The organism is Roseovarius sp. (genome assembly GCF_040223625.1).
Classification (GTDB): Bacteria; Pseudomonadota; Alphaproteobacteria; order Rhodobacterales; family Rhodobacteraceae; genus Roseovarius.
On the sequence record NZ_JAVKFX010000041.1, the window covers coordinates 39,319 to 59,720 of the forward strand.

Below are 20,402 nucleotides of genomic sequence, written 5' to 3' on the forward strand. Positions count from 1 at the left end.
CCCCCCGATTGCCGCAAGCGCGGCCTTAGCGATCGCTCTTGAAGACCCCGGTCAGCGCGCTCTGCACGATGCCGCGCACCGAGGGGCGGGTCTTGACCCCGAAAGGCACCGGGCGACAGACATCCATCGCGGCGACGCCGACCCGCGCGGTCAGCGCCCCGTTGACCATGCCCTCGCCAAAGCGCCGCGAGAGCTTGCCCAGCAGCGAGCCGCCGAGCAGCGGCTCGAGCATGTCGTCGCCCACCGCCACCGCGCCGGTGGCGACGATATGCGCCATCACCGCCTTGGTCAGACGCCAGCTGCCCAGCGTGCCCGAGCGGCCGCCGTAGATCTCGGCGATGCGGCGGATCATCTGCAGGTTGGCGGTCAGCGCCGCCAACACGTCGGCCAGCGCCAGCGGCACCACCGCCGTCACCGTCGCCACCTGCCGCGCCGCCGCCTCGACCTCGCGCCGGGCGGCGGCATCGAGCGGCGCCAGCAGGTCAAGCTCGACCTCCCCGAGCATGGCGTCGGCGTCAAAGGCATCCTCCATCCCGTCGCGCAGCTTGTCGCGGCCCCAACGCGTGTCCTCGCGCCCGGCGTAGAAGGTCAGGAGATCGGCGGCCACCGCACGGGCGGCCTTGAGATCGGAATTGGCCAGTGCCTCATCCGCCCGGAGCCGCAGCCTGTCGATCCGCCGCAGCCGGCCGAAGGCGGCGACCTCCTTGAGCGAGATCAGCACCATCACCAGCAGCTGCGCGGTGATCAGCGCGGTCACCGCGTAGCCCAGGATCGGCTGCCGGTCGATCATCGCGGTGGCGAAATCCCAGGCCGCGACCGAGACCGCCGCGCCGATCACGGCCCCCAGCAGCCCCCAGAACCAGCGGGCCAGCCGCGACGGCCGCCGCGCCGCCAGCACCGCCGCCGTCTGCATAGCCTGGCCCTTGGGCGTCGGCGCGCCCAGTTCGGGCACTGGCGGCGCCTCGGCGGGCGAGGGGGTGTCTTCGTCAAGCTCGATCAGCACCGGTCCCTTGCTCATGTCTTGGCCTCCCAGGCATAGCGCACGTCGGGCAATTGCTCCTGGTTGCCCGCGCCGTCGCTGCGCGTCACCTCGGCAAAGCCTTCGCGTTCATAGAATTTCTGCGCCCCGGTGTTGCGCTGGAAGGTCCAGAGCTCGAGCCGGTTCGCCCGGGCCTTGGCGTCGTCGAGCAGCGCCACCCCGACCCCCTGGCCGCGCTCCGGCGCCGCCACGAAGAGCGCATCGATCTCTTCGCCATTGCGGGCGATAAAGCCCAGGATGCGGCCGTCGCCGCTCTCGACCACCCGGACCCAGCCCTTGTCGATCATCCGGCCGCAATGGGCCACGTCCTGCGCGCCGCTGTGCAGGTTCGGCTTCCACGGCGGCGTGTCCATGGCTTCGGTCAGGATCGCGGCGATCTTGCCGGCGTCAGTCGAACGGGCGTCTCGGATGTCGGGGCTCACAGCTTGTCTCCGATCAGGAATTGCGCCGCCCGGTCAATCCGGATGTGGGGCGGGCCGTCGCCGGGTTTGAGTGTCAGCGGCGCCGGGGCGAAGCGCATCGCCTGGAAATCGCCGTCGAGCCAGCGCTCGGCGCCGTCGCGCGCCGGGCCGAGCAGGGCGTTCGGATCCTCCGGCAGTTCGCCGGGGTAGAAGGCCGCCTGCCGGCCGCCGTCGAGCAGCGCGCCGCGCACGCAATCGAGGCTGCGGCCCTTGTGGTCGAGGGTATGTTCGGTGGTGGCGCGCAACGCCGCGATCGACATCGCCGCCGTATCGGCGCCGGCAAAGCGCGCCCGGTCGCGGGCGTCGCGGGTCAGCGCCTCCATGATCGCGGTCAGCCGGGGGTGCTGGACGTGGTGCAGGTGATCGGCCTTGGTGGCGGCAAAGAGGATCTTCTCGACCCGCTTGCCCATCAGCAGGCGGGTGAGGAAATCGTTGCGTCCAGGGCGGAAGGCCGAGAGGATGTCGGCCATCGCATGGCGCATATCCTCGACCGCCTGCGGCCCCTTGTGGATCGCGCCGAGGGCATCGACCAGCACCACCTGCCGGTCGATCCGGGCAAAGTGATCGCGAAAGAACGGCTTCACCACTTCGCGCTTGTAGGCCTCGTAGCGCCGCTCCATCTCGCGCCAGAGCGCCTTGCGCGGGGTCTCTTCCGGCTGCGGCAGCGGCGCGAAGGTCAGCACCGGCGCGCCGGCCAGATCGCCGGGCAGCAGGAACCGCCCCGGCGTGCAGTCGTAGTATCCGGCGTCGCGGGCGGCGTTGAGATAGGTGGTGAAGCTCGCCGACAGCGCCTTGGCGACCGGCTCCCCGGCCGGCTGCGTCGCGTCGGTCTGACCGGAAAGCACCAGAAAATCAGCAGCTTCCGAGCGCCCCTTGATCCGTTGCATCACCTCTTCCGACCATTCGGCATAGCTCTTGTCCAGAAGCGCCAGGTCAAGCAGCCATTCACCGGGATAGTCGACGATGTCGAGGTGGATGACCCGCGGCCCCTGCAAGCCCGAAAGCAGCCCGCCGGGCTGCACCTTGAGCGAGAGCCGCAATTCGCTCACCGCCCGGGTGCTTTCCGGCCAATGCGGGCTGCGCGAGGTCAGGTCGCCCAGATGCGCCTCATAGTCAAAGCGCGGCACGGTATTGTCGGGCTGCGGCTGAAGATAGGCGGTGAGCAGCCGGCCCTCTGCGGCGGCGACCAGCCCCGGCATCCGCCCGCGATCCATCAGATTGGCCACCAGCGACGTGATGAACACCGTCTTGCCCGAGCGCGCCAGCCCGGTGACGCCCAGCCGGATCACCGGCTCGAAGAAGGTGCCGCTGACCGTATCGGTCACCGCTTCGACGCTGCGCAACACACCATCGGCCAAAGTATTGATGACCAAACCTGCCCCCTCGTTCTGACTGTTCCAGAGGATAGGCGCCGCGACGCCGCAGTTCCAGTGGCGCGAGGGGGATTGTTTCGGCCCGGCCCTCGGGGTAGATGCGCGGCCATGCCCAGATATGCGCTGAAAGTGGAATATGACGGCACCGGGTTCGCCGGGTGGCAACGGCAGGCCGATCAACCCTCGGTGCAGGGTGCGATCGAGGCCGCGCTGGCCCGTCTGGAGCCGCGCGACCACACCATCGCCGCCGCCGGTCGCACCGATGCCGGGGTGCATGCCCGCGGCCAGGTGGCGCAGTGCGACATGCTCAAGGAGTGGGATCCCTTCCGGCTCTCCGAGGCGTTGAACCACCACCTGAAACCCGCCCGTGTGGCGATCCGCGATTGCGCGCCGGTGGCCGATGACTGGCATGCGCGCTTCTCGGCGCTGGAGCGGCGCTATCTCTTCCGGCTGCTGTCGCGCCGCGCGCCCTGCACCATGGAGGCGGGGCAGGTCTGGCGAGTCAACAATCCGCTCGATCTCGAGGCGATGCGCGCGGGCGCGGCGCATCTGGTGGGGCATCACGATTTCACCACCTTCCGCTCGTCGATCTGTCAGGCGGCCTCGCCGGTCAAGACGCTCGACAGCCTCGAGATCACCCTGGCCGAGACCGATGCCGGGCCTGAATACCAGTTCCGCCTGGCGGCGCGGTCGTTCCTGCACAACCAGGTGCGCAGCTTCGTCGGCACGCTGGAACGGGTGGGCTCGGGCGCCTGGCCGCCCGATCGGGTCAAAGACGCGCTCGACGCCCGCGACCGCGCCGCCTGCGGCCCGGTCTGCCCGCCGCAGGGGCTTTACCTGATGGGCGTGGGCTATCCCGAGGATCCCTTTGCGCGATGAGCCCTTGCGCGCGGCGGCGTTCCGCCCTAGACAGCGCGCATGACACAGACACCCCGGATCCGACGAGATTTCTGATCTTCCCGCCGCGCCGCCCCGCGCGCGGCCCCGGCCTGTTTGTTTTCAATCCCATCAAAACCTTGACTTGACCGCGTGCCCTTGGCACCAATCGGCCTTCTTGCAAAGGATGACGCCATGATCCCTCCTGTCCTGCCAACCTACAACCGGGCAAAATTGCACTTCGCCAAGGGCGAAGGCAGCTGGCTGATCGAAGAGGACGGGCGCCGATTTCTCGACCTGGGCAGCGGCATCGCGGTCAATGTCATGGGCCATGCGCATCCGGCGCTGGTCAAGGCGCTGACCGATCAGGCGCAGGCGCTGTGGCATGTCTCCAACCTCTACGAGATCCCGCAGCAGGAGGCGCTGGCCCGGAAGCTGGTCGAGGCGAGTTTTGCCGACACCGTTTTCTTTACCAATTCCGGCACCGAATGCGCCGAGCTGGCGATCAAGATGGCGCGCCGGTATCATCACGCTGCCGGCCAGCCGGAAAAGACCGGCTTTCTTACCTTCGAGGGCTGTTTCCACGGCCGCTCCACGGCCGCCATCGCCGCCTCGGGCAGCGAAAAGATGACCCAGGGCTTCGGCCCCCTGATGCCCGGCTTCACGTCTCTGCCCTGGGACGATCTCGATGCCGTCGAGGCGGCGATCACCGAGACCACCGGCGCCGTGCTGATCGAGCCGATCCAGGGCGAGGGCGGCATTCGCCCGGCCTCCGACGCCTTCCTCAAGGGGCTGCGGGCGCTCTGCGATGCCCACGGTCTGCTTTTGATCTTCGACGAAGTGCAATGCGGCATGGGCCGCACCGGCCGGCTCTTTGCCCATGAATGGTCGGGGGTGACGCCGGATATCATGATGGTGGCCAAGGGCATCGGCGGCGGCTTCCCGCTGGGCGCGGTGCTGGCCACCGAGGCGGCGGGCGACCCGATGACCGCCGGCAGCCACGGCTCGACCTATGGCGGCAATCCGCTGGCCTGCGCGGTGGGCTGCGCGGTGATGGATCACGTCGGCACGCCGGCCTTCCTCGACAGCGTCAACCGCAAGGCCGGGCTGTTGCGCCAGAAACTCGAAGGCCTGGTGGCGGATCACCCCGGCATCTTCGAGGGGGTTCGCGGCCAGGGTCTGATGCTCGGGCTGAAGTGCCGGGTCGCCCCGGGAAATCTGGTCGCCGCCGGCTATGACGCCCAGGTGATCACCGTGCCCGCCGCCGACAACGTGGTGCGCCTCTTGCCGCCGCTGACCGTCACCGAGGACGACATCGCCGAGGCCGCCCGCCGTCTCGACCGGGCCGCCGCCGCGCTCGCTGCCTGATCTTCTTCTGTTTGAAAATACCGCGGGAGCTTGGGGGCTGGCCCCCAATCTTCCGCCAGAAAAGCGAATAGCCATGAACCATTTCCTCGACATCCACAAGACCGCCGCCGCCGACCTGCGGACCATCATCGACAATGCCCAGACGATGAAGAAGGCCCGGCTCGGCCGGACGCGCGGCGCGCCCGACGACGACCAGCCGCTGGCCGGCCGGATGGTGGCGCTGATCTTTGAAAAACCCTCGACCCGCACCCGGGTCAGCTTTGACGTCGGCGTGCGCCAGATGGGCGGGCAGACCATGGTGCTCTCGGGGCAGGACATGCAGCTGGGCCATGGCGAGACCATCGCCGATACCGCCCGCGTGCTGTCGCGCTATGTGGACCTGATCATGATCCGTACCTTCGATGAATCGGTGCTGATCGAAATGGCGGAATATGCCGATGTGCCGGTGATCAACGGTCTCACCGACCGCACCCACCCCTGCCAGATCATGGCCGATATCCTGACCTACGAGGAACACCGCGGGCCGATCCGGGGCAAGCGCGTGGTCTGGGCCGGCGACGGCAACAATGTCTGCGCCTCCTTCCTGCATGCCGCCGGGCAGTTCGGCTTCGACATGGTCTTTACCGGCCCGTCGCAGCTCGATCCCGAGGCCGAGTTCATCGGCCATGCCCGCAAGCAGGGTGTCAGCGTCACCATCGAGCGCGATCCGGTGCGGGCCGTGACCGATGCCGATCTGGTGGTGACCGACACCTGGGTGTCGATGCATGACAGCCAGTCCTCGAAGGAGCGGCGTCACAACATGCTGCGGCCGTATCAGGTCAATGCGGCGCTGATGCAGCACGCCCGGCCGGACGCGCTTTTCATGCATTGCCTGCCGGCCCACCGCGAGGAAGAGGCGACCTCGGAGATCATGGACGGCAAGCATTCGGTGGTCTTCGACGAGGCGGAAAACCGGCTGCATGCACAAAAGGCCGTCATGCGCTGGTGCCTGGGCGTCTGATCCCGGCGCAGAGGCGTGTCTCAGGGCGCTCAGGGCGCGTTCACGCCGATGCGTCGGCCGTGAGCGTCTTGGCCAGTGCGCCGGCCGCGGCCATGGCCGCGGCGCCGCGCAGCGGCCAGGTCTGCGTCAGCCCTTCGAACAACAGCAGCAGATGGGTCTCGCGTCCGGCAAGGCCGGTGGCGGCCGCCGCGCGGGCGGCGACTTCGGTCTTGTGGCGCTCGAGCAGGGCGCGCAGGTCGGCATTGCCGGGATCGGCGGCCACGGCGGCGTGAAACAGACAACCATGCGAGGCTTCGGTCTCCATCCATCCGCCGATCCGGGTCAGGATCTCGTCAAGCGCCGCCTCCGGCGCCGGCGGCAGATCGTCGAACACCCGCGCCAGATAGCGCCGGTGCCGGTTTTCCAGCGCCGCGCGCACCATTTCGACCCGCGAGGGGGTGTATTTGTAAAGCGTGCGCAGGCTTACCCCAGCCGCATCGCGCAGATCCTCGACGCTGGGCGCGGCAAAGCCGCCGCTGGCAAATGCGCGCTCAAGCCCGCTGGCGATCCTGGTCATCGTGTCGGTCATGCTTGACGATGTAGAATGGTTGCTCTACCTGGGCAAGTAGAGAGATCATTCTACACGTGGAGATTCCGCAATGACATTGCCCCGAACGATGAAAGCCGTTGTCCTGACCGGCCATGGCGGGCTCGACCGGCTCGAGTGGCGCGAGGACGTGCCGGTGCCGCAGCCGCGGGCCGGCGAGGTGCTGATCCGGGTCGGCGCCTCGGCGGTGAACAACACCGATGTGAACACCCGCACCGGCTGGTATTCCAAGGCGGTGCGCGGCGACACCGGCTCGGCCGCCGCCGGGGGTTATGACGGTGCCTCGGATGCCGATGGCGGCTGGTCGGGTGCGCTGAGCTTTCCCCGGATCCAGGGCGCCGATTGCTGCGGTGAGATCGTCGCCCTGGGCGCCGGTGTTGCGCCGGAGCGGCTGGGCGCGCGGGTGCTGGTGCGTCCGATGTACCGGCCTGAAGGGGGCGATGCCGATGCGCTGGAGACCTTCGGTTCGGAGCGTGACGGCGGTTTCGCCGAATATACCACCATCGATGCCGCCAATACCGTCCCGGTCGACAGCGCGCTCTCGGATGTGGAGCTGGCCTCCTTCCCCTGCGCCTTCTCGACCGCGGAAGGGATGATCCAGCGCGCCGCCCTGGGCGCCGAACGGGTGCTGATTACCGGCGCCTCCGGCGGGGTCGGCTCGGCTGCGGTGCAATTGGCCAAACGTCGTGGCGCCCATGTCACGGCGGTGACCAGCCCGGCCAAGACCGCGGCGCTCAGAACGCTCGGTGCCGATGCCACCCTGGGCCGCGACGACCAGCTGCCGCAGGACGCCTTTGACGTGGTGCTCGATCTGGTGGGGGGCACGCGCTGGCCCGGGCTGCTCGACGCGCTTGCGCCCAGGGGCCGCTATGTGACCTCCGGCGCCATTGCCGGGCCGATTGTCGAGCTCGACCTGCGCACCCTCTACCTCAAGGACCTGACCCTGATCGGCAGCACCCGGCAGGAGCCGCGGGTCTTCACCGATCTGGTGGGTTATATCGAGCGGGGCGAAATTCGCCCGGTGGTGGCCGAAACCCATCCGCTGCACGATCTGCGCCAGGCGCAGGAGGCCTTTCTGGAAAAATCCCACATGGGCAAGATCGGCATCCTGATCGCCGGCTGATGTCGTGGCGAAAATGATCGGGGCGCCCGGTGTCGGGCGCCCCGCGTGCGATCAATGCGCCGGGCGGATGAAGGTGTCGTTGCGCAGCTCTGCAAAGGCCTGGGTCAGCTCTTCGCGGGTGTTCATCACGATCGGCCCGTGCCAAGCCACCGGCTCGTTGATCGGCGCGCCGGAGATCAGCAGAAAACGAATGCCCTCGGGCCCGGCCTGCACCGTCACCTCGTCGCCGGTGCCGAAGCGCACCAGCGTGCGGTTGCCCGAAAGGTCGCGGATATTGACCTCCTGGCCCGCCACCTCCTTCTCGAGCAGCACGCCCTGCGGCCCGGAGGCATCGGCAAAGGCGCCGGCGCCCTCGAAGACATAGGCAAAGGCGCGGCGGTAGGTGTCGACCCGGAAGGTCTTCTTGACGCCCGCCGGGACAAAGACATCGAGATATTGCGGATCGGCGGCGATACCGTCGACCGGCCCGCGCTTGCCCCAGAACTCGCCGGTGATCACCTTGACCCGCGTCCCGTCGTCATCCACCACTTCGGGAATGTCCGGCGCATGGATGTCCTGATAGCGCGGCGCGGTCATCTTCAGCGAGGACGGCAGGTTGGCCCAGAGCTGAAAGCCGTGCATCTGGCCTTTGGCGTTGCCCTTGGGCATCTCCTGGTGAAGAATGCCCGATCCGGCGGTCATCCATTGCACCGAGCCCGCGCCCAGGGTGCCGGAATTGCCGAGGCTGTCGGCATGATCCACCGCGCCCCCCAGAACATAGGTGATCGTCTCGATGCCGCGGTGCGGGTGCCAGGGAAAGCCGGCGCTGTAGTCGCCGGGCGTCTCGCCGCGGAAATCGTCGAACAACAGGAAGGGGTCGAGCTCGCTCGGATCCTGAAAGCCGAAGGCGCGGTGCAGTTTGACGCCGGCACCCTCCATCGTGGGTTGGGCGCGGCGGGTTTCCAATGTGGGTCGCAAAGACATGGTATGGTCCTTTCTTGCCTCTTGCGGCAAAGATAGGTCGTGCATCAGCGCGCTGCAATCGCGGTCGCCGAAGGGGTCATGTGCGTCAGGACACAAGTCCATTGGCCCGCAAGCCCCCTCGCACCCGGCCGCAAAGCAGGGTAAGAGGCGGCGGAGCTGAGGAGAACGCGCATATGGCAGAGGTTTTGGCGGAACTGGCGGCATCGCCCGCACGGCGGTATTTCGGCGTCGGCACGATGTTCGGGCTGGGGCTGCTGGTGCTTTATCTGGCGCTGTCTCAGAGCTTTGATGCCTTTTACTGGCAGCTGGCGCTGATCGCGCTGGGTGGCGCGGCACTTTATGCGGCGATGCGGATGCTTCAGGCCACCGCGCTGCGACTCGAGCTGCGCGATGACGGGCTTTTCGATTCCGAAGGTCATCTGCTGGCGGCCTTCGACGATATCGTCACCGTCGAACGCGGCATGCTGGCGATGAAGCCGTCGAACGGCTTCATGATCGTCACCCGGACCAGACAGCCCCGGCGCTGGCGGCCCGGGCTCTACTGGGTGATGGGCAAGCGGATCGGGGTCGGCGGGGTGACGGCGGCGGCGGATGCGAAATACATGGCCGACCTGATGAACATGCAGCTGGTCGAGCGGCGCGGCGGGCTCTGACAGGAGGAACAGACCGGACATTGCTGCCCGGCCTGTCGCTGGTCACAACACGTCTGTCGGTGTGCCTGTTGGGGGGTTAGCTTCCCAGCCAGACGAGTTGTGGCGCAAACCGGGGGCGGGTAAAGACGCGCGCGGTCAGCACGCCGTCATTGAACCCGAGCTCCAATGGCCAGTCGTAATCGACATAGGTTTCGACCACGATCAATTGTTCGCCGCTCACCATCACCGGCAGTTGGTCATGCTGGCCGGCAAGCTCGGCATCGGTCAGCGTCATGGCATGGGCGCCGCGCACCTCGCTCCATTCGACGTTGTAGCTTGCGCCCGGTCCGTCATAGGACACGACGCTGACGCGGATGGTGTTGTCGGCATCGCCGGTGCCGGTGAGAAAGCCGAACAGGTCCTTGGCGCTGTCGACATACGCCGGCGTGATATAGGCGGTCTCGCGCGAGAGCATGTCGCCCAGGGTATAGGTGGCCTTTTCGCCCATGCTGTCGCGGCGGAACGCATCGTAGAACACCATCGACACCGCCATCGTCAGCAGCAGAACCGGCATCAGGATGATGGCTTCGATATTGACGCTGCCATCGGCATCGCGGCGGAATTTACGCAGTTGCGAGGCGAGTTTTCCGAAATTTTTAACAATCATGACGAATTACCTCGGTTCCTGGACAAAGGAGGTTGCGGCCAACAGGGCGTAGTCTCCGGCGTTGTCCTTCTGGAGAGACGGCGCCAGGAAGGTGATCGGAAAGATCGGCGTGACCTTGGCACAGGCGCGCAGCACCATCAGCTCGTTGGTCTGGCCGTTGACGAAGGCGCGCACCGGCGCGACCTCGAGCGCAGTGTCGGTGCAGTCGGCCGAGCCGGGCAGGGCCGTCCAGCCGCGCGGGTCGCGCTGCACCATCTCGAGCCGCAGGTTGGTGGTGCAATCGGGCAGGATCACGGCGCGTTCGCAGATCATGTCCTTGATCGCATCGTGTTGCGGCGCCGCCCCGGTCTCGAGCCGGATCGACCGGACGGTCTGATCCATGGCGCGTTCCAGCATCGTGGCACGGGCGGTATAGGCGCCCACTTCGAGCATGGTCAGCAGGATCAGCACGATCATCGGCATCCAGAGGGCAAAGGCCACGGTTTCGACAGAGCCCGACTCTTCGCGGACAAACCGGCGCATATGGAGTTTCAGGCGATGGGTCATTGGGTCAGCCTCAGTTGGGTGATGGTCCGGGCGATGGAATTGAAGGCGTCGGAAATCTCGACACCGGCGACGTCGAAGTAATGGGACGGAGAGGAGGCGCAGTTCTCCATCGCGTTCAGGCCGCGCTGGGGCGCCTCGAAGCCGATGGCGAAGACCACGATGCCTGCATCCCGAGCCTGGCCGCAGATCGCGGCAAGCCGGGTGTCGGCGTGGTCGGCGTAAACGATACCCTCATAGGCGTTGTACTGCCCGGCATAGGTGCTGTAGGACACCCGGCCATCCCGGTAGGGCGTGCGATAGAACTTGGTGGCGCGGCCGCGGGTGCCCCAGCGGGCAAAGGTTTCGGCATTGCTCATCTGCCGCGCGTTGCTGCCGCCGTCGGGCGAATTGCGGTACTTGTAGCTGTTCGAGTAGTTCTCGTAGCGATCCCAGTAGTAGACATCCGAGGATGTACCCGACTGGTCGACGATGCGGGACGAGAACCGGTCGTTCGACGGATTGTTGTCGCCGCGGTCGTCAATGAAGATCTCCGACATGCCGGTCTGGAACTCGGGCTTGAGGTCATATTCGGTGGTATTGGCGCCGTCGGTCATCAGCACGATGATCTTGAGCGCGTCGGGATCGGTATAGGCGCTGGGACGGCCGGCGACGATGGGATCGGCCTGGCCATCGGCGATCATGTCGTCGACCAGCGATTGCGCGCTCGGATCGAGCAGGGCGGTGCCCCATTTCATCCCGAGGTCGATCGCGGTGTTGCCGCCGGCCCCGAGGTTGTCGATGTGACCCTTGAGCGCCGTGGCATCGGCGCTTTGCACCACGATCGCGCCGTAATCGTCATCCGGGCACCAGGGCTGCGAGATCTCGGTGGTGTATTCGCTGCTGCTCCAGGGGTCGAAATGGCTCAACCGGTCAAGCTCGGAAGTGCGCGAAATGCCCAGGGTGTCGAAGGCGGTATCGGGAAAGATCGCGCAGCTCGAATAATTGTGCTCGGCCGAGAGGTTGAAATACTGCGACACCACCGATCCGAGGTTCACCGTGGCATTGTAGCTGACCAGGTTGACCGTGGTCAGACTGGGGGCACCTTCGGGCTGAATCACCGTATCGACGAATTCGCGGGCGGCGGCGCGCAGGTTCTGGATCTTGTTGTTCGATCCCATCGAACCGGAGCGGTCGAGCACCAGCGAGATCTCGACGTTCGACATTCGTTCCATGGCTTCGCCGGCGGCCGGGGCGATCATCTGATCGATGCCCAGCACACCGAGAAAGAGCGGGTTGGAGGACTGCTGGGCCGTGGCCGAGACCACGCGGTAATTCAGCCCGTCGTCCACCGAAGTGGAGCTGAGCGTGCCGTCCATGCCGGATTTGACGAAGTAATCGTCGACCACCGCGGCAGGATCGAGATCCTGTTCGAGATCGGCCGCGGCCAGGACGGCCCGGTCAAGCGTGGCCTGCAATTTGGCGCGCTTCATCTCGTTCATCATCAGATCGACGCCGAAGCCGCAGATCGCGATGATGCCGACAAAAATAATCATGGCAAGTACGGTGATGGTGCCCGCGTCGTCGCGCCGGAACCGGTGCAACCGGGTCGCCATCCTTTCCCTTACGGAAAGCGGCGGACCAGAAATGTCCTTATGCATTATTACAATCCTCACTCACTGAAGCCCCGAAGTTTCAGTCTGGCGCCGAAATGGCGGTGGAAGCAGCTGTTCCCGGGACGGACCTCGTGCTGCAATATCTATGCCCGACGAACTCGGCGAAATTAAGGCAAGTCACTGTATAATAACGTGTTTTTGTATCTGTTTCAGCGTTAGTGCAAATTCTTTCGGGGGATTGTCTGGGCGCTAGAAACAATTTGAGGGAAATTGGGCCTACTGCGCGGTGTCAGCTGTCCGACGCATGGCTTGCCCGGCCATCTCGTGCGCCGAAGCCCGGGGCGGCGGGGAAAATCCGGCAAGGAAAAACCGGAAAAAATGCTCGCGCGCCTTAACCTTAGCGTCATAGGCTTGATGCCAAAAGATTAATCAAATGGGCGAGTCGTCTGCCCGGACCCAATGGAGGAACCCAATGCAGCCAGCCAATGAACCGACATTCCGCGAGAGCGTCGATCTGATGTTCAACCGCGCGGTCTCTCTCATGGACCTGCCGCCGGGGCTGGAGGAAAAGATCAGGGTCTGCAACGCGACCTATACGGTGCGCTTCGGGGTGCGGCTAAGGGGGCGGATACAGACCTTTGTGGGCTATCGGTCGGTGCATTCCGAGCATATGGAGCCGGTCAAGGGCGGCATCCGCTATTCCAACGCCGTCAACCAGGACGAGGTCGAGGCGCTGGCGGCGCTGATGACCTACAAATGCGCGCTGGTCGAAGCGCCGTTCGGTGGCTCCAAGGGCGGGCTCTGCATCGATCCGCGGCAATATGACGAGCACGAGCTGGAACAGGTAACGCGCCGCTTTGCCTATGAGCTGGCCAAGCGCGATCTGATCAACCCGTCGCAGAACGTGCCGGCGCCCGACATGGGCACCTCGGAACGCGAGATGGCCTGGATCGCCGATCAATACGCCCGGATGAACACCACCGACATCAACGCCCGGGCCTGCGTGACCGGCAAACCGCTCAATGCCGGTGGCATCTCCGGTCGGGTCGAGGCGACCGGGCGCGGTGTGCAATATGCCCTGCGCGAGTTCTTTCGCGACCGGCAGGGCGTTGACAAGGCCGGTCTCTCGGGCACGCTCGACGGCAAGCGGGTCATCGTTCAGGGGCTCGGCAATGTCGGCTATCACGCCGCCAAGTTCCTGTCCGAAGAGGACGGCTGCCAGGTGATCGGCATCATCGAGCGTGACGGTGCGCTGTTCAGCGCCGAAGGTCTCAACGTCGAGGGCGTGCGTGAATGGATCGTCAAACATGGCGGTGTGACCGGCTATCCGGATGCCGCGCATCATTCCGAAGGCGCAGCGGTGATGGAGGAGGAATGCGACATCCTCATTCCGGCTGCGCTCGAGGGCGTGATCAACATGTCGAACGCCGAACGGATCAAGGCGCCGCTGATCATCGAGGCGGCGAACGGCCCGGTGACGGCCGGGGCCGACGATATCCTGCGCAAGAAGGGCACGGTGATCATCCCCGATATGTATGCCAATGCCGGCGGTGTCACGGTGTCCTATTTCGAATGGGTCAAAAACCTGTCGCACATCCGCTTTGGCCGGATGCAGCGCCGGCAGGAAGAGGCGCGCCACGAGCTGATCGTCAAGGAGCTTGAGCGGCTCAGCGATCACCTGGGCGACAAATGGTCGATGACGCCGCACTTCAAGGAGAAATACCTCAGGGGCGCGGATGAGCTCGAGCTGGTGCGCTCGGGCCTCGATGACACCATGCGCACCGCATTCCAGTCGATGCGCGATGTCTGGCACGAGCGTGAGGACGTCGACGATCTGCGCACCGCCGCCTATCTGGTGGCGATCGGCAAGGTGGCGTCGAGTTATCGCGCCAAGGGGCTCTAGGGCCAGACAGCTTTCGCCGCGGGGCCGACCCGCGGCGAAATGCGGCGGAGATCGCCGCGCTTTACGGAAAGATAACGGCGCGATCACGCGCGGCCCGCTTTTGGCCCTGTTCCGCTGAATTCCCCCAACCACCTGGTTTTCAAGGAAAACACCATGTCTGCCGTGGCGCAGATGTGGCAGGATTTTCTAAATTCCTCGGGTAAAACCCTTTTTTTGCCGTTTTTGTGCCCTCAGCACGCACCAATTCTCACCCAATAGTAAATGCCTCACAGAGATCCGCTCCGTGGTCACAGAGGGAACGACAACATGACAGGATTTGCGAAAGGGCACCGCGCCTTTGTACGCCGCTTCTGGCAGGATGACTCCGGCAACGCCACCATCGTGTGCGTCTACCTGAGCCTCGCGATCCTGCTGACCACTGGCGCGGCCATTGACGTGATGCGCTATGAATCGATCCGCACCAAGATGCAGCACGTGCTCGACCGTGCCGTGCTGGCTGCCGCCGATCTCGATCAGGAGGCCGATCCGTCCGGCGTCGCCCAGGATTACGTCGCCACCGCCGGCGTCGCCGGTGCGCTGACGCAGGTCACCGTCGATGAGGGGCTCAACTATCGGACGGTCTCGGCCACCGGCAACACCGATGTCGAGACGCTGTTCATGCGCATGGCCGGGATCGACAGCCTGAACGCGCCGGCCCACAGTGTCGCGGAAGAAAAGATTTCCAAGGTCGAGATCTCGATGATCCTCGATATCTCGGGTTCGATGGGATCGAACAGCAAGATCCAGAACCTGCGCGCCGCCGCCAAGGAATTCGTCGATACGGTGATCACCCCGACTACCGACGCGATGGATCAGACCACCGTTTCCGTGGTGCCGTACAATGCCACGGTGAACCTCGGCCCGACCGTTTCGCAATATTTCAACATCGAGGACACGCACGACTATTCCAACTGCGTGATCTTCAACGACAATGAATTCGACACGGTCGATATCACACAGGACCAGCTGCTCAAGCGTCTGGCGCATTTCGATCCCTATTCGTCAAGCGAGACCACGACCGAGATCTCCAATCCCTGGTGCCCGGATGACGACTATGGCCAGATCGTCGTGGCCTCGAGCGATGCAAATGCGCTGAAGGCCCATATCGACTCGCTCGGGGCCGGCGGCAATACCGCCATCGACCTCGGCATGAAATGGGGGACGGCCCTGCTGTCCGACGCGGCCGCCCCGGTGTTCGACCAGATGCGCGCCGACGGCCACCTGTCGGAATCGGCCACCCAGCGTCCGGCAACCTTCACCGACACCGAGGCGATGAAAGTGGTGGTGCTGATGACCGATGGGCAGAACACCACGCAATATGACCTCAAACCCGAGTTCAAGACCGAATGGTCCGACGTCTGGATCGACGACCGGGGCACCACGTCGATGAGCGATGACCGCTTCTCGGTGCTTGTCGATGACAACACGGGCACCAGCAACGACACATACTACTGGGTGCGCTACGACGGCTGGAGCTGGGATTACCGCTATCGCAACTATCTCGACGGTGGCACGTCGGCTCGCCGGATGACCAACGCCGAAGTCTATGCCCGCTGGGGGGTCAAGGGCGTGGCCAAGAAGTTCTGGGAACGGCCCGAGCGCGACAACTTCATCTCGCAGAGCGCCTATTCCAACATCTACTACGGCTATACTGGCATCGTCGGTGCGACCTCGGCCGACACCCGTCTGTCGACGGTGTGCCAGGCAGCCAGGGACAAGGGCATCGTGGTCTTTGCCATCGCCTTCGAGGCGCCGACAGCGGGGCAGAACGCGCTCAAGGACTGCGCCTCCTCGGACTCGCATTACTTTGCAGTGGAGGGGATCGAGATCACCGAAACCTTCCACGCCATTGCCCGCCAGATCAACAACCTGAGGCTGATCCAATGACACGCAACCTGAAACAGGCAACCGCCCGGTTCTGCAAGGACGAAAGCGGCGCGGCCTCGGTCATCGAATTCGCCATCGTCCTGCCGCTGTTTGCAGTCTTCCTCGGCGCGATGGTCGAGATGGGCTGGATGAACATCCGCCACGCCATGCTGGAACGCGGCCTCGACACCACGGTGCGAGAAATCCGCCTCTCCACCGGTTTCGCGGCCAATTACGACACCATCCGCGAAAAGATCTGCGACACCGCCGCCATCATTCCCGAATGCACCGCAACGCTGCGGCTCGAGATGAAGGTAGTCGATCCGCGGGCCTTCGCCGGCATTCCGAGCGCCGCCGAATGTCAGAATTCGGCCGAAGACGCCCGGCCGCTGCGGAATTTCCAGAGCGGCGAGGACAACGAGATCATGCTGCTGCGTGCCTGCTACAAGTTCAAGCCGGTGTTCCCGACAACCGGTCTCGGGGGCCAGCTGGCCAAGGACAGCGAAGGCTTCACCGCAATCGTTTCTACATCCGCATTCGTCCAGGAACCGAGGTAATGGCCATGATGACCAGGATTCTGCAAAAACTGCGCCAGTTCACCGGCGACACCCGCGGCGGCGTCAGCCTCGAACTGATCATCTTCACCCCGGTGCTCTTCGTGATGCTGGCCGGCGCCTATGTCTACTATGATGCCTTCCGGCAAAAGGCGATCAACACCAATGCCGCCTATACCATCTCGGATGCGCTCTCACGCGAGACCGATGCAATCGATGACGACTATCTCGACGGGTTGCACAGCATGCTCGAATTCCTGACCCATGCGAACGATCAGGTCGGACTCCGGGTGACGATGGTGCGCTGGAACAAGCGCAAGAACGCTTACCGCCGCGACTGGTCACAGACCCGCGGGCCACTCTATCCGCTGAAGAACCGCGACCTGAACACCACCCTTGCCGAACATCTGCCGACGCTCTTGCACAATGAACGGGTGATTGTGGTGGAGACCTCCGCCATCTATTCGCCGATCTTCGACGTGCCGGGCATGAGCGAGGATACCGAGCTCTACAACTTCGCCTTCACCCGGCCGCGCTTTGCGCCCAAGCTGGAATGGGCCGGCATGTAACCCACCTCTGCCGTCATGGCCGCGAGAGGGCGCCCCGCGAGGCGCCCTTTTGCCGTGCTCTGCTCAGCGCAGATAGCGGTCGAAATGCGCGATCGTGCGGTCCCAGGCCAGTTCCGCCGCCGCTTCGTCATAGCGCGGCGTGCTGTCGTTGTGAAAGCCGTGGTTCACGCCTTCGTAGATATGCGCCTCATAGGTCTTGCCATGTTCGTCCAGCGCCGCCTTGTAGGCCGGCCAGCCCTCGTTGATGCGGCTGTCGAGCCCGGCATAATGCAGCAACAGCGGCGCCTCGATCCTCGGCACATCCGCTGCGCTGACCTGACGCCCGTAGAAGGGCACCGAGGCACCAAGCTCGGGATAGGCCACCGCCATGGCATTGCAGACCCCGCCGCCGTAACAGAAGCCGACGCAGCCCACCTTGCCCGTGGTCTCGTCATGACCGGCGAGGAATTCATAAGCGGCAAAGAAGTCGTTCATCAGCTTTTCGCGATTCACGGTCTGCTGCAACTCGCGCCCCTCGGCGTCATTGCCGGGATAGCCGCCGACCGAGGTCAGCCCGTCGGGCGCCAGCGCGAGAAAGCCGGCCTTGGCCACCCGGCGCGCGACGTCTTCGATATAGGGGTTGAGACCGCGGTTCTCATGCACCACGACGACGGCCGGCACCGGGCCCTCGACATTGGTCGGCCGCACCAGATAGCCGCGCACCTCGCCATGGCCGTTCGGCGAGGGGTAGGTGATATATTCCGGCAGGATGTCGGGATCGGTGAATTGCACCTGTTCGGCCAGCGCGTAATTCGGGCTGAGCATGCCCAGCAGCGCCGCGGCGGTGACCCCGCCGACGGCAAATCTGCCGGCGCGGTCGAGGAACTCGCGTTTCGTGATCTTGCCATGGGCGTAATAATCATAGAGGTCGAGCAGCTCCTGATCAAAATCCTTGGCGGTCATGCGGGGAGGGGAAATCTCGTTCATCGGTTGTCCTTTTTACAAACACAAGCCGGACGCCGGCCGCCCGACCGGTTCACGATACCGCGCAACGCCCAGTTGAACAGGTGAAAAGCCGGAGTTTGGCGCTGCCTCCGCTCACAGTTGCGTGCGTGGCGACCCCTCCGCCCGCGCCGCCGGGCCTGGGCATTTCCCCCTGACCTGCCGCGGTCATCCATGATAGGGAGCGGCCGAAACGCAGAAACAACGGAGCGTGCCATATCTGTCGTCAAACGCCGCCTTTGCATTCCGCGCGGGCGGGTCACGCTGCCGCCGACCACGTCCGAAGGATGACCGGCGCCATGCAGACCACCCTGTCCATCGCCACCCGGGGCCCGGGGCTTTACGAGGTCACCCGCGAAGTCGCGGCCTGGGTCGCCGGCGGCCCGGCCGGACCGGCGCTGCTGACGCTGATGATCCGCCATACCTCGGCCAGCCTGCTGATCCAGGAAAATGCCGACCCGGAAGTGCAGAGCGACCTGCGCGCTTTTTTTCACCGCCTGGTGCCACCCTCGGACGATCCGGCGATGTCCTATCTCACCCACACCTACGAGGGCCCGGACGACATGCCGGCGCATATCAAATCCGCGCTGCTGCCGGTCTCGCTCTCCATTCCCGTGCTTGATGGGCGCCTGCGGCTCGGAACCTGGCAGGGGATTTACGTTTTCGAACACCGCCGCGCACCCAAATCCCGGGACATCGTGGCCCATCTGGCCTGACGCCAGCCGCCCCCGCCACTCCTGTTGCAAAATGCCCTCGGGGGAGCCCCGCAGGGATAGCGGCCAACGCCTCTGTTAGTTGAAACACATTCTTTCAGGGGATACCGGAAGAGGTCAGAAGAGGCCGGAAGAAGCCGGATCACAAAAAAAATCAGGGTGTTGAGACGTCGCCCGAGCTGATGTGCAGACGAAACTGCAATTCTTTCAGAAACCTTCCGAAACGGCGGTTTGGACGTTGAATGGCTCTTTTGGGCGGTCAGAAGGTGATCGCGCTGATGGTCCGTATAAGCCCGGTTCAATACACGTAAAATCCGTGTTTGAACCGGCTTTCAAAGGCGTTTTTGGGTGTCACGGTGAGCATAATTCTCGGACGTCGGCGTCCGAGAAAGGCACAGGCGTCCGAGAACGGGAATTCGTGCTATATTTTAACGCCATGTGAGATCGGCACTCGCCGGGGACGTGCGGCAAACTCGGACGCGTTTTTTGGGTCTGCCCGAGCTAGGCGGCTAAGAATACCGTTCATGGTCGTGCTGCGGAATATGCTGTGCACTGTCACACCGCAGTCGGTGCGCAAACTCGCGCGGCGGCTGGGACTCAACAAATAAATGATCTGGCGCTGGCGGATGCTTGTGTTTTCCATCATCGGCAGCAGCCCGGCAGTGAGCTTCTCCGAGATCGTTGAGGCGGATGAGACTTTCCAGCGGGAAACGCGCAAGGGTTCTCGCGAATAGGTCCGGCACTTCGCGGATCCGAGGAGAGTCGCACCGCCGCCCCGGCTCAAGTGGGAGGATTTCACGACGCAGGGGCTTAAGTTGTGGCAAGGCTTCTCGAAGTGGCAGCTCCCCATTCTCACCGTCGCTGACCGAGGCGGCGCGCGTCACTTCCGACGCCTGCCGAACCGATAGGGCGTGACACTCGAGCGCGCCATGAAGCCGCTGGTTCCGAGCGATGCCGTGCTCTGTTCCGACGGCGCCACCGGATACAAAAACGTCGCAGCAGCAGGCGGTCTCGAGCACTTCGTGGTCGGAAGCAAGCCTGGCACGCGCGTGGCCTCAGGCTGTTATCACATCCAGAACGTGAACTCGCTCCACGCCCGCTGCAAAAGGTTCATGAAGCTTTTCTGCGGACCGGCCACTAAGAACCTGCGCGGCTACATCCGCTGGTTTGAGGTGCGGCTGGCGGGTATGCGCCCGGCGAAGATTGTCCGCGCATTGCAAACCAAGCGTCACGCAGAAGTCTGCTTCGAGCCCAAAATGACCGCGTTGGTCGAAGGAGGCTTCGCAGTTGCAGCATGGGCGCGCATGTCGTGAAGGCCCAAACTAGACCTGCACGCATATGTAGCGGAGGTTTGCTTCGAGCTCCCAGGAAGGGAGATGCTGAGCTGGACATCAATTGCGGGTTGCGCATACTAGGGTCAGGACCCATTGATTTCCGCCTGTCGGCGTGATTCACGGTTCGAAAAACGAGCGGTGAACATGTCCGATCTTTTCTGGCTGACAGATGCACAGATGGCGCGTCTTGAGCCCTTCTTCCCGAAGTCCCACGGCA

20 protein-coding genes are annotated in these 20,402 nt (G+C 64.6%); 11 read left to right on the forward strand and 9 right to left on the reverse strand.

Features of this window, described 5'->3' with window-relative positions; genetic code table 11:
• Positions 1–25: 25 nt before the first annotated feature.
• Genes RLN94_RS12725 through RLN94_RS12735 form a run of 3 tightly spaced genes read right to left on the reverse strand, consistent with a single transcriptional unit; the run spans position 26 to position 2,873 of the window.
• On the reverse strand, positions 26–1,018 hold the full coding sequence (locus RLN94_RS12725) for a YcjF family protein (RefSeq protein WP_350044473.1): 993 nt from the start codon (positions 1,016–1,018) through the stop codon (positions 26–28).
• Positions 1,015–1,461, reverse strand: coding sequence for a GNAT family N-acetyltransferase (locus RLN94_RS12730; protein WP_074834795.1), 447 nt, complete (start codon positions 1,459–1,461; stop codon positions 1,015–1,017). The genes RLN94_RS12725 and RLN94_RS12730 overlap by 4 nt, the downstream gene beginning before the upstream one ends.
• Complete coding sequence (locus tag RLN94_RS12735) at positions 1,458–2,873, reverse strand: YcjX family GTP-binding protein (protein WP_350044475.1); 1,416 nt, start codon at positions 2,871–2,873, stop codon at positions 1,458–1,460. Before RLN94_RS12735 ends, RLN94_RS12730 begins: the two co-directional genes overlap by 4 nt.
• Positions 2,874–2,981: 108 nt before the next feature.
• On the opposite strand from RLN94_RS12735, the gene truA reads away from it, so the two are divergent.
• The 3 genes from truA (at position 2,982) to argF (ending at position 6,117) form a co-directional block, all read left to right on the forward strand.
• Positions 2,982–3,752, forward strand: coding sequence for a tRNA pseudouridine(38-40) synthase TruA (gene truA, locus RLN94_RS12740; RefSeq protein WP_074834798.1), 771 nt, complete (start codon positions 2,982–2,984; stop codon positions 3,750–3,752).
• A gap of 192 nt (positions 3,753–3,944) precedes the next feature.
• Entirely contained in the window at positions 3,945–5,117 is a 1,173-nt protein-coding gene (locus RLN94_RS12745) for an aspartate aminotransferase family protein (RefSeq protein ID WP_074834800.1), read from the forward strand.
• A gap of 73 nt (positions 5,118–5,190) precedes the next feature.
• Positions 5,191–6,117: an ornithine carbamoyltransferase gene (argF, locus tag RLN94_RS12750; protein ID WP_074834802.1), complete on the forward strand. Its 927-nt coding sequence runs from the start codon at positions 5,191–5,193 to the stop codon at positions 6,115–6,117.
• Positions 6,118–6,157: 40 nt separating this feature from the next.
• Here the strand turns inward: argF and RLN94_RS12755 are convergent, their stop codons facing one another.
• Positions 6,158–6,685 carry a TetR/AcrR family transcriptional regulator gene (locus tag RLN94_RS12755; RefSeq protein ID WP_074834804.1) on the reverse strand — a complete coding sequence of 176 codons (528 nt, stop codon included), beginning with the start codon at positions 6,683–6,685 and terminating at the stop codon, positions 6,158–6,160.
• A 70-nt stretch (positions 6,686–6,755) separates the two neighbouring features.
• On the opposite strand from RLN94_RS12755, the gene RLN94_RS12760 reads away from it, so the two are divergent.
• Positions 6,756–7,826 (forward strand): alcohol dehydrogenase family protein, encoded by a 1,071-nt coding sequence (locus tag RLN94_RS12760; RefSeq protein WP_074834806.1) that lies wholly within the window; start codon positions 6,756–6,758, stop codon positions 7,824–7,826.
• A 51-nt stretch (positions 7,827–7,877) separates the two neighbouring features.
• On the opposite strand, the gene RLN94_RS12765 is transcribed toward RLN94_RS12760, so the two are convergent.
• Entirely contained in the window at positions 7,878–8,789 is a 912-nt protein-coding gene (locus RLN94_RS12765; protein WP_048532435.1) for a pirin family protein, read from the reverse strand.
• A gap of 173 nt (positions 8,790–8,962) precedes the next feature.
• Between RLN94_RS12765 and RLN94_RS12770 the strand changes: the two genes are divergently transcribed.
• Positions 8,963–9,442, forward strand: a complete 480-nt coding sequence (locus RLN94_RS12770; protein ID WP_074834807.1) for a hypothetical protein — start codon at positions 8,963–8,965, stop codon at positions 9,440–9,442.
• A 76-nt stretch (positions 9,443–9,518) separates the two neighbouring features.
• Here the strand turns inward: RLN94_RS12770 and RLN94_RS12775 are convergent, their stop codons facing one another.
• From RLN94_RS12775 to RLN94_RS12785, 3 genes are read right to left on the reverse strand one after another with little or no spacing between them, the layout of a single operon-like run.
• On the reverse strand, positions 9,519–10,088 hold the full coding sequence (locus RLN94_RS12775) for a TadE/TadG family type IV pilus assembly protein (RefSeq protein ID WP_048532433.1): 570 nt from the start codon (positions 10,086–10,088) through the stop codon (positions 9,519–9,521).
• Positions 10,089–10,094: 6 nt separating this feature from the next.
• Positions 10,095–10,634: a TadE/TadG family type IV pilus assembly protein gene (locus RLN94_RS12780; RefSeq protein ID WP_283614528.1), complete on the reverse strand. Its 540-nt coding sequence runs from the start codon at positions 10,632–10,634 to the stop codon at positions 10,095–10,097.
• On the reverse strand, positions 10,631–12,226 hold the full coding sequence (locus tag RLN94_RS12785) for a pilus assembly protein TadG-related protein (RefSeq protein ID WP_350044480.1): 1,596 nt from the start codon (positions 12,224–12,226) through the stop codon (positions 10,631–10,633). Before RLN94_RS12785 ends, RLN94_RS12780 begins: the two co-directional genes overlap by 4 nt.
• 472 nt (positions 12,227–12,698) lie before the next feature.
• On the opposite strand from RLN94_RS12785, the gene RLN94_RS12790 reads away from it, so the two are divergent.
• From RLN94_RS12790 to RLN94_RS12805, 4 genes are all read left to right on the forward strand, one after another.
• Complete coding sequence (locus tag RLN94_RS12790) at positions 12,699–14,129, forward strand: Glu/Leu/Phe/Val family dehydrogenase (protein WP_074834812.1); 1,431 nt, start codon at positions 12,699–12,701, stop codon at positions 14,127–14,129.
• 306 nt (positions 14,130–14,435) lie between these two features.
• The gene (locus RLN94_RS12795; protein WP_074834814.1) at positions 14,436–16,055 is read left to right on the forward strand and encodes a TadE/TadG family type IV pilus assembly protein; all 1,620 of its coding nucleotides are present in this window, start codon (positions 14,436–14,438) and stop codon (positions 16,053–16,055) included.
• Positions 16,052–16,591, forward strand: a complete 540-nt coding sequence (locus RLN94_RS12800) for a TadE/TadG family type IV pilus assembly protein (RefSeq protein WP_074834816.1) — start codon at positions 16,052–16,054, stop codon at positions 16,589–16,591. The genes RLN94_RS12795 and RLN94_RS12800 overlap by 4 nt, the downstream gene beginning before the upstream one ends.
• Positions 16,592–16,596: 5 nt before the next feature.
• Positions 16,597–17,157: a TadE/TadG family type IV pilus assembly protein gene (locus RLN94_RS12805; protein WP_074834881.1), complete on the forward strand. Its 561-nt coding sequence runs from the start codon at positions 16,597–16,599 to the stop codon at positions 17,155–17,157.
• Positions 17,158–17,220: 63 nt separating this feature from the next.
• Here the strand turns inward: RLN94_RS12805 and yghX are convergent, their stop codons facing one another.
• Positions 17,221–18,123: a YghX family hydrolase gene (gene yghX, locus RLN94_RS12810; protein ID WP_074834818.1), complete on the reverse strand. Its 903-nt coding sequence runs from the start codon at positions 18,121–18,123 to the stop codon at positions 17,221–17,223.
• A gap of 314 nt (positions 18,124–18,437) precedes the next feature.
• On the opposite strand from yghX, the gene RLN94_RS12815 reads away from it, so the two are divergent.
• A complete protein-coding gene (locus RLN94_RS12815; RefSeq protein WP_048533878.1) occupies positions 18,438–18,854 on the forward strand; it encodes a secondary thiamine-phosphate synthase enzyme YjbQ in 417 nt (138 codons plus the stop codon).
• A gap of 908 nt (positions 18,855–19,762) precedes the next feature.
• Positions 19,763–20,164 (forward strand): hypothetical protein, encoded by a 402-nt coding sequence (locus RLN94_RS12820; RefSeq protein ID WP_350060649.1) that lies wholly within the window; start codon positions 19,763–19,765, stop codon positions 20,162–20,164.
• Positions 20,165–20,402 lie beyond the last annotated feature (238 nt).